The sequence below is a fragment of the Psychrobacter sp. JB193 genome (assembly GCF_002285555.1).
Taxonomy (GTDB): Bacteria; Pseudomonadota; Gammaproteobacteria; order Pseudomonadales; family Moraxellaceae; genus Psychrobacter; species Psychrobacter alimentarius.
The window spans coordinates 205,815-219,837 of sequence record NZ_NRGY01000001.1; the positions used below are offsets into that span (position 1 = coordinate 205,815).

Below are 14,023 nucleotides of genomic sequence, written 5' to 3' on the forward strand. Positions count from 1 at the left end.
AACACGATAAAACGATTTGTCATTAATCTTTTTGGTTGACGTTGTATTTATATTAGATTAGCTTTATTTATAAGACTAATTGTTTTTTATGATTTATTTATCAGGTTTACTTATGAATATCAGCCTTCGCCAATTGACCGCGTTTATCAAAGTCGCTGACTATGGCAGTTTTACGCGTGCCAGCGACCAAATGCATTTGACCCAATCTGCCGTTAGCGGTTTGATCAAAGAACTAGAATCAAGTCTCGGTATTGTGTTGTTTGACCGCACCACACGCCAGCTGTCTTTGTCCGCAGTAGGACGGCATTTACTGCCGCAAGCTCGGCGTGTCTTGAATGAGATGCAATTGTTTGAGAATGAAGCCAGCAGCTTAACCAGCCTTGCTCAAGGGCAAGTGCGACTGGCCGTCTCACAGTTTGCAGCGTCTTCCATGCCTGCGGTGATTGCTCAATTTGCCAAAAAACATCCGGAGATTAGCGTGTCGTTATTGGATTGCTCTGCTGAGAATTTACTCAGACATGTGCAAGACATCGAGGTAGACTTGGGCGTCGGTACTGAGCTTGAGTTTATGAAGGCTGACGATGATATCAGTGCTGATTTGTTATACCAGCTACCATTTTGTGTGGTCACGCCTGATAATCACGCCTTGGCACAAAAATTCGAAATCACGTGGCAGGATTTGTTGGATATTCCGCTCATTACCCTACAAGGCCCCTTTATCGAGCAAGTAACGGCGGAGTTAGATGAGCGCATCTCCAGTCATATCCAGCAAGCACGTTATAAGGTCAATTTTATGTCCACCGCGCTTGAGATGACGCGTCAAGGATTCGGTATTACGTTGTGTTTGCCTTACATGCCTGAGGTCATTGACTGGGTTAGCGCCAACGGTTTACAGATGAGACCACTGACCCAGCCCATCAAAATGCGTCAATTTTTTATCTATCAGCGTTCTTCACGCGCCCTCTCGCCCGCCACTATCGCGTTCAAAATATTTTTACAAACCTACTTTTCTAGTCACTTTGATGATCTACAGCATATTTAAATACTGACTGATAAAATGCGTCTGGCGCTGAAATAGCCAAAAACCCAACCCATTTGGGCAATTATTTTGGGAATTATCCAAGATATCTGAATCTCATATTGAGTTAGCCGTCGATTTGCTCTATGATTTTTGGCGGTTCGATTTACATTTTATAAGGAAGCAACATGTTTGAACGTGTCGACTACTACGCTGGTGATCCAATTTTAGGGCTCATGGAAAAATTCTTGGAAGACAGCAATCCAAACAAGGTCAACTTGGGGATTGGTATTTATTACGATGAAGATGGCGTATTGCCTGTACTCGATTGTGTAAAAACTGCCGAGCAGCGTATCGCAGATCCCATCTCGCCTCGTCCGTATCTGCCAATGGCAGGTTTGCCAGGACATCGCAAAGGCTGCCAAGAGCTGCTGTTTGGCAAAGACGCGAAAGTCTTACAAGATGGATTGGTTGCGACCATCGCCACGATTGGTGGTTCTGGGGCATTAAAAGTCGGCGCAGAGTTTATCAATGAATGGTTCCCACATGCCAAGTGCTATGTCAGCGATCCAACGTGGGCCAACCATATTGCCATTTTTGAAGGCTCAGATGTTGAAGTTGGTAAATATCCGTACTATGACAAAGCCAGCAATAGCGTCAAGTTTGATGAGATGATCGCCTTTTTTAACACCTTGAATAAAGACGATGTGGTGTTATTACATCCTTGCTGCCACAACCCAACGGGTATGGATTTGACTCGTGAGCAATGGGACACTGTGCTAGAAGTGGTTCAAGAGCGCGGCTTGATTCCATTCATGGATATCGCCTATCAAGGCTTTGGTGACGACATGGACAGCGATGCTTATGCCATTCGCAAAGCGGTCGATATGGGTCTGCCATTGTTTGTGAGCAACTCATTCTCTAAAAACCTATCGCTCTATGGCGAGCGTGTTGGCGGCTTATCTGTTGTGTGCCCAACCGTGGACGAAGCCGAGCGCGTATTTGGTCAGCTCAACGCTTTCGTACGCCGTATCTACTCAAGCCCGCCATCACATGGCGGACGTGTCGTCGATATCGTCATGAATGACGAAGCGCTACATGACCAGTGGGTTGGCGAAGTTTATGCGATGCGTGATCGTATCAAAGCCATGCGCCTCAAACTCAAGTCTGTGTTAGAAAGTAAAGTTCCGAATCGTAACTTTGATTATATTACGCGTCAAAATGGTATGTTTAGCTTTACAGGTTTGACGCCTGAGCAAGTCGAGCGCTTACAAAGCGAGTTCGGTATTTATATGATTTCTAATTCACGTATGTGCGTGGCTGGCTTGAACACCAGCAATATCGACTATGTGGCCAATGCCATGGCTGACGTTTTAAAAGACTGATCCCATCAAATTAAGGCATATGATTTGATATAACATCAAATATCATAAGTAACACTGTCATGAAAAAAGGTTGAGCAATGGCTCAGCCTTTTTTTCGTCCAAAACTCATGTAAACCACCGTCAGTACGCTATAAAAAAGCAAAGTGCTACTGAGTCAAAGACTCTGTCTGCGCAGGCACAGCAAGCGAGAAAAATTTGTCTTAGTAGCACGTAATAATATGTTTACCTAGGTTATTTAGCATTGGCTGTATTCATACAATAGGTGCTCGCTATATAAAAAACCTTGCAATCTATCCTTCTATAAATTACATTATTCGTAAGCAATTAATTATAACGTAATTTATCATTTATTTTTCGCAAGGAGCATCTTATGTCAACGGTTGACTCAACACTCACCTCATTTATCGACATCGCAAGCGATTCAGACTTCTCGATTCATAATCTGCCTTATGGCATTTTTAGCGACACTGCTGATGGCAAGCGCCGTGCTGGTGTGGCGATTGGTGAGCAAGTCTTGGATCTCGCTGTCATCGAAGCCGCAGGTCTACTGAGCTTGGATGGCGGTCCCTACTTTGATAAACCAACGCTAAACGCTTTTATTGACTCCGGTCGGAACAACTGGACACAAGCGCGCAAAACCATTCAAATGCTGCTATCTAGTGACAATGATGCCTTACGCGACAGTCAAGATTTGCAAAAAAGGGCGCTGTTCCAGCAAGCAGACGTCACCATGCACATGCCAGTACAAGTACCAGGTTTCACCGATTTTTACTCTTCAAAAGAACACGCCACCAACGTCGGCACGATGTTCCGTGACCCAAGTAATGCGCTATTGCCTAACTGGACTGAGATGCCGGTTGGCTATAATGGACGCGCCAGCACCGTAGTCGTGAGTGGCACTGATATTGTCCGTCCATCGGGTCAGCTCAAACCAAATGCCGATGACCGTCCTATTTTTTCTGCCTGTAAGCGTCTAGATTTTGAGCTTGAGACCGCTTTTGTGGTCGGAAAAGGCAATAGCATCGGTCAGCCCATCGCAGTAGATGAGGCGTTTGATCACATCTTTGGCATGGTCTTGCTCAACGATTGGTCTGCCCGTGACATCCAAAAATGGGAATATGTGCCTTTAGGCCCCTTTAATGCCAAAACCTTTGCCTCTGAAGTTTCTCCTTGGATTGTGACCATGGACGCGCTCGCGCCGTTTAAAACGGCTTGCCCGACTCAAGAACCAAAGCCACTTGCCTATCTCGACGAAAAAGCAACCGATAATAGCTTTGATATCAATTTATCAGTAGAACTCATGCCCGAAAATAGCGATAGCGCCACTGTGGTTTGTGAGACCAATTTTAAATACATGTACTGGTCTATGGCGCAGCAGCTTACCCACCACACCATCACTGGCTGCAAAGTAGAAGTTGGCGACATGATGGGCTCAGGCACTATTTCAGGCCCAACGCCAGACTCTTATGGCTCGATGCTAGAGATTGCTTGGAATGCGACAAAGCCTGTCACGCTAACAGGTGGCGCGACTCGTAGCTTCATTGAAGATGGCGATACCGTCATTATGAAAGGCTATAGCGAAAAAGACGGCATCCGTGTCGGGTTCGGTGAGGTACGCGGTAAAGTACTGCCCGCCATTCAGTTTAACTTTGACAAATAATCTTTAACAAATCGCATTAGCATCACCAGCGTAAAATGGGCGTGAAGGCAAGTAAATGGCACTGTTAGATACCAAAGACTTGCCAAACGCCTTATCAAAAGGAGTTTGATATGAGCTTTAAAATCGAAAAAATTCATCACGTGGCTTATCGCTGCAAAGATGCCAAAGAAACCGTGGAATGGTATCAGAAACACCTCAACATGGACTTTATCCTAGCATTCGCTGAAGACCATGTGCCATCGACCAAAGCCTTTGATCCCTATATGCATGTCTTTTTGGACGCAGGTAATGGCAATGTGTTGGCGTTTTTTGAAGTCCCTAATCAACCAGAAATGGGCTTTGATCCCAACACCCCAAACTGGGTGCAGCATTTAGCACTCAAGGTCAAAGACCGTGATGAGTTACTACGAGCCAAAGCGCATCTAGAAAAGACGGGCATTGATGTGATTGGGGTAACCAATCACGGTATCTTCCATTCTATTTATTTCTTTGATCCAAACGGTCATCGCTTGGAGCTGACCTATGATGATCCAACCTCGCACGACAAGGTTTCTATGATTACTGAAGCCATCAAACACGATATGCTAGAAGAATGGTCACGTACCAAGCGCGCACCAACGCATACTCAATTTTTGCATAGTGACGAGCTTAGCGAAGCAAAAGAGGTCGCACCTGCTGGCGAATAAACACAACCGTTGTTCCGCTTACTGTTTTCTTTAACTTAGATTGTTAAAAAAACAGTAAGCTTTTTAATATTGAGACTTTATTCAGACAATCTAACCTGTTGGCGATGACTATTGCCCCTTGATAATTACCGCCTCATCATGAAAGGATTCTATGATGAAAACAAAAACGCACTTAGGAATACTGCTAACCACTTTCATTGCAATGACTGGCTGTAGCAATAATAATGAGGCAGTTAAGGCTTCGACAGATACAGTCGACGTGACCACTCTCAGATTTTCCCACTTTATGACAGCCAATGACAATATAAATACTGAGGCGCTAGAGCCATGGGCAAAAAAAATCGAAGCCGACTCAAATGGACGTATCAAGGTTGAGATTTACCCTTCTGCCACGCTGAGCAAGCCAGGGGCTACATATGACGCTACGGCCAAAGGCATCGTTGATATTGGTATGCAAGCCCAAGGCTACACCGCAGGACGATTTCCTTTAACCCAAATTGCCGAGCTTCCTGGTATCACCAATAGCGCCCAGCAGCAAAGCTGTATCCTTCATAAGCTTTATGATGAAGGCGTCATTGCAGACGAGTACAAAGACACGCATCTGCTTGCCCTTATCGGAACAGGTCAAGGCGCACTGCATACGGTGGACAAGCCCATACGTACACCTGCTGATATGAAAGGCCTACGGATTCGACAGCCATCTGCCGTAGCCAGTCACATCATTGAAGCGACTGGGGCTGCGCCTGTTGGCATGCCTGCAAGCGACACCTATACCGCCCTTCAGCGCGGCGTCATTGATGGTCTCAGCTTTACGTGGCAACCCATTCAAGCGTTCCGTTTGGATGAGCTCATCAATACTCATACCAACATCCCTTTTTATAACTCCACTTTTGTTATCAGCATGAATAAAGACAAATATGAACGTCTACCAGAGGATCTCAAAAAAGTCATTGATGATAATTCAGGTGCGGCACTGGCAGCTAATATCTCCAAAGTCTTTGATGTGAGTAACGATAAAGCGATGGCCGCTGCCAAAGAAAAAGGCGATGTGATGATTGATATTCCTGATCCACTCAATGATCCCAATTGGAAAGGACCGTTGATAGAAGGCTCACAAAAATATCTAGATGAAGTAAATGCCACAGGGTTAGACGCTGATGCTGTATACGAAAAGATCAAAGTAACCAGTAAGACCTGTGCGGTTTAACGGACTCAGATGATTACTCAGGTACTGTTATAACTAATATGGTTACGACTCAAGCATCCTACGCGATTTGATACCGCTGCGCGATGGCTAGGATTTGCTCAACCACATTATGCTGCTTACTCATTGGTAGCTGCTCTGTGGTTCCGATAATCGTAATGGCATATTCTAATGATAGGTTTTCTGGCGGGCGCTTATCATTATTGTCATGGTGAATAGATGGTGTGGCAAAAGCATTTGCCGGTTGCGGCAATATAACGGGGATCGTGATGGCGTTGATACCCATTAGCATATCGCCAGTGACCGTCGCATAACCTTGCGTACGAATCTTGGTTTGCAGTTGCGTAAAATGTTGCCATTGTGCGGCTAGCTCCATTTTGTCTTTTGTCTGCCATTCCGCCATGACCAATGGTTCGATCATAGCATCAGGTTGGTAACTGGCAAACAACTGACCTGTCGCTGATGTCGTCAGCGGCATGCGCGAGCCAATACGAGTAATGATACTGATGGGGCTATCTGGCTCGACAGAGTGAATGATGATAGGGCCCTCGTTGAACCACTTGGCGATTTGTACTGCGCAGTTTAAAGTGTCTTTGATCTCATTGGCGATATGTGTCAGCCGCTCTAAGATATTGCTTTGGTTGTATCCCGTGTGGCCGAGTGCTGCTAAGGCATTGACCCTATCACCAAGCCCATAACGACCATCACTGAGCTTTCGAGCGTAGTTTTTACGAATAAGACTGACCAGATAGCGATGGCATTTTGCGGGATGCATTTGCATCACTTGGGCGATGTCTTTTAGCATCATAGGTTCGTTATACTCGATCAATACATCCAAGATGGATAGCCCAATTTCAAGGGATTGGACGCCATTTTGATTTTTATTGGTGGCAAGATTATTTGTCAGATTGCTATCTACAAGGTTGTCAGATGCTGGCATGCTTTGCTCGATAAATGATGTTTTTAATGAATGATTGGTAAGGTTGCGTATTAGCCAAATAAAAATACGACTCAATAACTTTTTATTTAACAATATTCTCTTTTTCTGTACGGAATAAGCGCGGTCTCAGTAATTATAACCGCTTATCCCATTGATAACATACCACAATAAAAGGAATGAATGATGATGACACTTTATGGTTATTTTCGCAGCAGCACGTCTTATCGTACACGTATCGCCATGAACTTAAAGGGACTGGATTATGACTATATCGCAGTCAATCTGGCGCAAGACGAACAACTAGAGGTCGCCTTTCAATCTATCAATCCTCAAGGGTTGGTGCCTGTCTTACAAGCTGATGATTTACTCCTGTATCAAAGCCCCGCTATCTTAGAGTGGTTAGAAGACGTCTATCCTGACACCCCGTTATTGCCTAAGGATGCGGCTGGTCGTATGCAGGTACGGGCGCTGAGTGCGATGATTGGTTGTGATATTCATCCTCTGAATAATCGCCGTATTTTACAGTATCTACGTAATGAGTTATCAGTAGATGAAGAGGCGGTGCTGGCATGGTGCGGTCGCTGGATGAAAGAAGGGTTTGACGCATTAGAAAAACGCCTAGCCGATGATAAAACTCGCGGAAAATTCTGTTACGGTAACCACCCTACCTTTGCAGATTGCTATTTGATTCCGCAGGTTTCTTCTGCTCGACGTTTCAAGGTAGATCTAAGTGCTTACCCTAATATTGTCGAAATTGATACGCATTGCCGTACGCTAAAAGCGTTTGCAGATGCTGACCCTATGGTGCAGCCTGATGCGCCATGAGTCGCAATAACTTTATTAAAGCAGTATCTATCTGATGCCAATGGTAAATAAGTGTCTACTGACTAAAACCTTATATTTTTTTATGGTACTCGAACGAAAAATTAACTTTACGCATAAAAAAGCAAGACACTGGTTGTCTTGCTTTTTTGTTTTGCTCATTAGCCTAATACTTGGTCTGGCTTTTTCCATTAATCGAAGTGGAAGCCTGCACCAATCGAAGCGCCAGCATTACCTTGTGTATCTGCGGTACCATTTATCTTCATGACCCAACGACCATCATTGGACAGTTTGGAGAAACCAATAGCAACAGCGCTTTCTCCATTATAAGTACCAATACCGCCTCCAATCATCGATTTACCAGGGAGATAGGCTTGTGGTAGTGAAGACATTGCCATGGCTGCTGAAATACCAGCGTTGGCATCGTCTTCGACCTCATTGATCTTATATCCTAACTGATTCATGTTGTCACCAAGTTGTCTACTAACCGCATCTAATTGACCGAAGTTAACAGCGTCTCTAGGTGCCATACCATCAGCAACATTGGTAATTTTGTTGCTAGCAGCATCGATACCACTTGCCGTCATACTAGGTCCGTTAGCAATGGTAACGCCATTGTTATTCACCGTGGTATTGCCAGTTTTGACACTATCTACGGTGATGTTACTGTTGAGATCGAACTTGATAGCACTACCTTGTGCTGTGGTAGTGATGTTATTACCGCCAGTGAACTTCAGAACACTGCCATTACCTACAGGTTTGTTAATATTAGCGCCACTATCTGCACCAAAGTTAAGTCCTGCATCAAGTCTATCTGTATTGGCCTTGATGTTGGTAGTATTGGTTGTGATGTTTCTGGTGTTCGTTGCGATATTGGTTGTATTAGTGGCGATATTGGTTGTATTGGCTTGCACATTTTCGTTGATTTCAATTGTGCCTTGTCTAATAGAAGCAATCGCACCATCAATACTGCCTTTACCCGTTCCACCAATATTACTATTGGTAAAAGTACCGTTTTCAGCGTTGTAAACCGTGTTGCCACCGATGATACTGCTGATACCACTGCCTTGAGCATAGAGCTGGCTACCATTGATAGCTTCTTGGCTGGTAGCCGTTACTTCACCGTTTTTGACATTGGTGATTTTGTTATCAGCGGCATCAATACCACTTTTAGTGATACTTGGACCACCTGCAATCGTGAGACCATTGCTATTGATTGTCGTATCACCGGCTGTGACACTAACCACACTGATGTCTGGGTTTAAATCAAAGCTAATATCATTAGCACCAGCCGCCGCGGCTACACTTGAGCTAGCACTAGACCCAACGCCATTACTGACTAAGCTTCTAGACACTTTGATGTTACCGTCTCTACTGTTAAGATCAACAGCAGTACCTTGTTTGACCTGAGTCGCAACATCGCCTTGAGCTCTGATACCCCAACCTTGATCCAAGACAGTAGCAACTTCTTTTAATTGCTCGACGTTTACAGCATCAGTATTTAGTATACCTTTGCCAACATTGCGGATCGTATTGCCACCATTATCAAGACCAAAGCTGCTTAGTGCAACCGTTCTACCTGAGCCATTATCAACAAAGGTGAAACCATTATTGTTCATGATGCTATTGCCTATTTGAATACTACCCTCTTCCCCTAGATCCAACTGATTGTTGAGTTTCACTTGGATACCAGTCGCAGAAGCAACAGTAGTGATATTGCTGTCTCCTGTCACATTGATAGTATCGCCTAATGCAAATTGCTGATCATTGTCACTATTACCATCACCAATCCTGATACCTTTAGCAACTTCATTATTGGTGACTGTGAGCTGTGCGAAGTTGACAGCATCACTTGGTGCAATACCTTCACCAACCTTGATAATTCTATTATTGCCATTATCAAGACCTTCATTGCTTAGCGTCACGGTTTGATTGGGTCCATCTGTGATGGTGAAGCCTGCGTTGTTGAGCACGGTGTTTTCCATTCTGACACTACCTGCTCTGCCAAGCACCACATCTTCAGCCAATCTCACGTTTAGTCTGCCGTCTTCATCAGCCACGACACCGATATTGTTGTCTGTTAAGGTTGTCGCACCTCCTTGAATCGTTAATGTTTGACCTAACTTACGGTTGACGATCACTGCGGTATCGTCTCCAGTAAAGTCGAGCCCCAAATCAACAGTACTGTTGGTTGCCTTCAACTGTCTGACGTTGACACCATCGGTATCATCCGCACCATCGGCCACATTGGTGATACGATTGCCTCCATTGTTAAGACCGCTTTGGCTCAGTCTGACACTGCTACCACCAAGGAAGCGGACGCCTTCTGTGTTGAGCAAGGTATCGCCTGTGGTGACGCTGGTGAAAGACACATCTGGTGCGGTGGCGACTTTGATACCACCACCCTCAGCGGTCAAGACGATGTTGTCGCCTGTGAGGAAGTTGGCACTATTGTCGGTGCTGTTCAGGGTTTTAACCTCATTACCATCGATCTGAGTGACCACACTTTGCATGGCACTGTCCGCTTTGACTAAGCTTGCTTTACTGGCGTCGCTTAAGTCGACTGCGTAGTCCGTCATGTTGGTCGCCCCATCTTTGGCACCTTGAGTCACGGTGACGGCTGATGAGCCAGCTGAGGCAGTGGTGCCATCGGCATTGACGGTGTAGACGTCTTGTCCTGTGATGCTGTCGGTTGAGAAGTCAACACTTGCGACATTGGTGCCTTTGACTACTTTGGTTCTGGCTGCGGCAGAGGCGCTGTTAAGTTGACTGACGTTAACGGCGTCTTTTGCTTGTACGCCATTAGCGACGTTGACCACTTTTTTATTACCGGCATTGATACCCGCAGTCGTCACGCTTGGACCACCGAGAATGTTAAGGCCGTTACCAGACAAAGTAGTAGTAGAGAATGGATTAGATACAGCAACACCCAAACTGCTTACTGTCGTGTTGATTAATGCGTTACCCGTTCTAACACCTAAGCCATCAACGGTGGTATTAAGGAGTGCATTACCTGTTGTGAGACCCGAACGATCAAGTGTTGTGGTATTACCAAGACCGAAAAGAGCGCCTGAACCCATTTTGACACTGCCGTTGTTGCCAAGATCAAGGTTGTTGTTGAGTTGCACTTCTACTTTACCGTTGTTCACTCGCGTGTCGATGTTATTGTTAGAGCCAACCACTTCAACCGCTTGTCCTAGTGGTTTTTGCACGGTATTACCATCGGCCGCCTTTAGGGCAAAGCCTAAATTGGTTACGCCAGTAATCGCCGTGTTTACATCACCAATATTGGCAGCGTTAGATTCGGTTGTGCCGCCACTCGCCACGCCTTGGATCTGTTGGTTATTGGCATTAATACCTGTTGCAGTGAATGTTGGACCACCTGTAATGCTCAAACCATTGGTGTTGAGTAGGCTGTTGCCTGCGGTGACGGTAGTGAAGGACACATCCGCTGCCGTGGCCACTTTGATACCACCACCCTCAGCGGTCAAGACGATGTTGTCGCCTGTGAGGAAGTTGGCACTATTGTCGGTGCTGTTCAGGGTTTTAACCTCATTACCATCGATCTGAGTGACCACACTTTGCATGGCACTGTCCGCTTTGACTAAGCTTGCTTTACTGGCGTCGCTTAAGTCGACTGCGTAGTCCGTCATGTTGGTCGCCCCATCTTTGGCACCTTGAGTCACGGTGACGGCTGATGAGCCAGCTGAGGCAGTGGTGCCATCGGCATTGACGGTGTAGACGTCTTGTCCTGTGATGCTGTCGGTTGAGAAGTCAACACTTGCGACATTGGTGCCTTTGACTACTTTGGTTCTGGCTGCGGCAGAGGCGCTGTTAAGTTGACTGACGTTAACGGCGTCTTTTGCTTGTACGCCATTAGCGACGTTGATCACTTTTTTATTACCGGCATTGATACCACCCGATTTGGTCACGCTTGGTCCATTTAGGATGGTGAGACCATCACTGGTTAAGGCGGCACTGGTTGGGTTAAAGGGGTTGAGGCCAGTCACGCTGACACCTGCGCCACTGACGGTGGTGACGCCACCTGTGAGTAAACCACCTGTGACGATGCCTAAGCGGTTGACGCTGGTGCCACTGGCAAGGTTGCCTGTGCTGACGCTGCCGTTGTTGCCAAGGTCAAGGTTGTTGTTAAGCTGCACTTCCACTTTACCGTTGTTCACTCGCGTGTCGATGTTATTGTTAGAGCCAACCACTTCAACCGCTTGTCCTAGTGGTTTTTGCACGGTATTACCATCGGCCGCCTTTAGGGCAAAGCCTAAATTGGTTACGCCAGTAATCGCCGTGTTTACATCACCAATATTGGCAGCGTTAGATACAGTGGTACCACCACTTGCTACGCCTTGGATCTGTTGGTTATTGGCATTAATACCTGTTGCGGTGAATGATGGACCACCTGTAATGCTCAAACCATTGGTGTTGAGCAGGCTATTTCCTGCGGTGACGCTATCTAGCCCCGTCAAATCTTTTGCCAATTTTATGGTTAAGGTGTCATTACCGTCAGCAACCACACCGATATTGTTACCACTGGTGAGTTTTGTAGCATCAGTTTCGCCACCTTTCACCAATAATTTTTCGCCAAGCTTACGATTGACATTGGTACCACTATCACCGCCAAAATCTATACCTTGGTTTAGCGTACCATTGATACCATTTTGGAGACCGACCAGTTGAGCGACGTTGACAGCGTCACTGTCATTAGTACCTGCAGCGACGTTTACAATCTGACGATTACCACCTTGTGCACCTGTACCCACTGATACAGCGCCCAGTGCCACACTTCTCGTTGCGATAATGGCGTTTTCATCAACGGTCAAAGTCCCCACTGGTACAAATCCAGTCGCCCCACCTGCCACACTAGCAACAGATCTTGACCCTAGAGCCACACCATCTTGAACATCAGACTTAGCACCTGCGCCAAGCGCTAATGATCCTTGTTTGGTAGCAGAGGCTGCCATACCGAAAGCTGAGGAAGCGGTACCCGCAGAGTTAGCATGTACGCCAACTGCGGTAGATAAATCACCTTTAGATAGGGCTTTTACACCCATTGCAATTGACGCAGCGCCACCCGATTCTGTATTGACATCATACCGATTGGGTTCGACAAGGTTTTTGCCTGCATAGCTATTGAAGGTCGTATTGACGGTGCCGCCATTCAATGTAGCACTGGCTGAATTACTTCCGATATTTGTTTTTGAAGCGTCATCTAAATCATCACCGCCAAGTGCGATAGATGAGTGACCTTTTGATACCACATTGGCACCAATAGCAATGGATTGTTGCCCGCTTGTTGTTGTGTTTTGGCCACTTTGACCACTACCAATTGCAATCGCTTGTCCACCAGCAGCCGTTGCATTGCCATCCATAGCCATTGCATTTGGTCCGGTTGCGCCATCGTTATTGCTATTGCCAGTCGCAGTTGAGTTGACACTATAGTATTTGGTTTTGTTGGCGGCAATGCTAGTGGTTAACTGATTGACGTTGACCGCGTCATTACCAGCCACACCATTAGCGACGCCTGAGACAACTTTGTTACCAGCATTGATACCAGTAGCGGAGATCACAACGCCACTATTAAAACTCGCACTGTTTAAACCAGTCAAATCTTTTGCTAATTTGATAGTCAGAGTATTGGTACCATTAGACACCACACCGATATTGTTACCGCTGGTGAGTTTTGTGGTATCAGTTTCGCCACCTTTAATATTCAGCGTTTCGCCTTGATTCCGTATAATCGTTCCACCAGTATCACCAGCAAACTTTAGTCCAATACCGTTATTGCCATTATTGCCATTATTGCCATTCTCATCGTGGCCATACCCATTTCCGTTACCATGAGTTTCATGACCATACCCATTACCGTTGCCATGAGTATCATGGCCATTACCTTGGCTTTGATAACCAGTAATATTGATGAGATTGGAGTAACTGACGTCAGCATTTGTCTGTACAACAAAGCCAGCGGCCAAAAGCCCAAGTCCTATTGCACTCAGGCGCAATGTATTGATAGAAGATAGGTTGGAAGTGGTGTTGATAGTAGCGTTAGAACTAACGCTAGATTTGGAAGATTTGCCGCGTGCCTTGGCATATTCACCGACGGCCGTAAAGCAGTTTAAGGCTTCGTTCCATATCACCTTATAGATGCGTTTCATAATATGTACTCCCCTATAGAATTGTCAGATTTGAAAAATCAGAGATACAATCTATGTTGCAGAGAGTTGATATCGCAAAATAAAACGGTTTATAAATTGATAATGCGAAATCCTTTTACAGTGTTACTAATATTAACC

General features: G+C 45.6%; 8 protein-coding genes. 6 read left to right on the forward strand and 2 right to left on the reverse strand.

The genetic code is table 11. From position 1 onward, the window contains the following. Positions 1 to 112 precede the first annotated feature (112 nt). The 5 genes from CIK80_RS00850 (at position 113) to CIK80_RS00870 (ending at position 5,956) form a co-directional block, all read left to right on the forward strand. Entirely contained in the window at positions 113 to 1,042 is a 930-nt protein-coding gene (locus tag CIK80_RS00850; protein WP_095569487.1) for a LysR family transcriptional regulator, read from the forward strand. A gap of 164 nt (positions 1,043 to 1,206) precedes the next feature. Continuing rightward, positions 1,207 to 2,403 (forward strand): amino acid aminotransferase, encoded by a 1,197-nt coding sequence (locus CIK80_RS00855; protein WP_095568492.1) that lies wholly within the window; start codon positions 1,207 to 1,209, stop codon positions 2,401 to 2,403. A gap of 370 nt (positions 2,404 to 2,773) precedes the next feature. After that, positions 2,774 to 4,063: a fumarylacetoacetase gene (gene fahA / locus CIK80_RS00860; RefSeq protein ID WP_095568493.1), complete on the forward strand. Its 1,290-nt coding sequence runs from the start codon at positions 2,774 to 2,776 to the stop codon at positions 4,061 to 4,063. 110 nt (positions 4,064 to 4,173) lie between these two features. After that, positions 4,174 to 4,749, forward strand: coding sequence for a VOC family protein (locus tag CIK80_RS00865; protein ID WP_095568494.1), 576 nt, complete (start codon positions 4,174 to 4,176; stop codon positions 4,747 to 4,749). 154 nt (positions 4,750 to 4,903) lie between these two features. Further along, positions 4,904 to 5,956 (forward strand): TRAP transporter substrate-binding protein, encoded by a 1,053-nt coding sequence (locus CIK80_RS00870; RefSeq protein WP_095568495.1) that lies wholly within the window; start codon positions 4,904 to 4,906, stop codon positions 5,954 to 5,956. Between the two features lie 58 nt (positions 5,957 to 6,014). Here CIK80_RS00870 and CIK80_RS00875 read toward each other — a convergent pair whose 3' ends face one another. Continuing rightward, a complete protein-coding gene (locus tag CIK80_RS00875; protein ID WP_095569488.1) occupies positions 6,015 to 6,893 on the reverse strand; it encodes an IclR family transcriptional regulator in 879 nt (292 codons plus the stop codon). Between the two features lie 186 nt (positions 6,894 to 7,079). Between CIK80_RS00875 and maiA the strand changes: the two genes are divergently transcribed. Next, on the forward strand, positions 7,080 to 7,718 hold the full coding sequence (gene maiA / locus CIK80_RS00880) for a maleylacetoacetate isomerase (protein ID WP_218830313.1): 639 nt from the start codon (positions 7,080 to 7,082) through the stop codon (positions 7,716 to 7,718). A gap of 188 nt (positions 7,719 to 7,906) precedes the next feature. Here maiA and CIK80_RS00885 read toward each other — a convergent pair whose 3' ends face one another. Then, positions 7,907 to 13,885 (reverse strand): YadA-like family protein, encoded by a 5,979-nt coding sequence (locus CIK80_RS00885; protein ID WP_095568497.1) that lies wholly within the window; start codon positions 13,883 to 13,885, stop codon positions 7,907 to 7,909. Positions 13,886 to 14,023 lie beyond the last annotated feature (138 nt).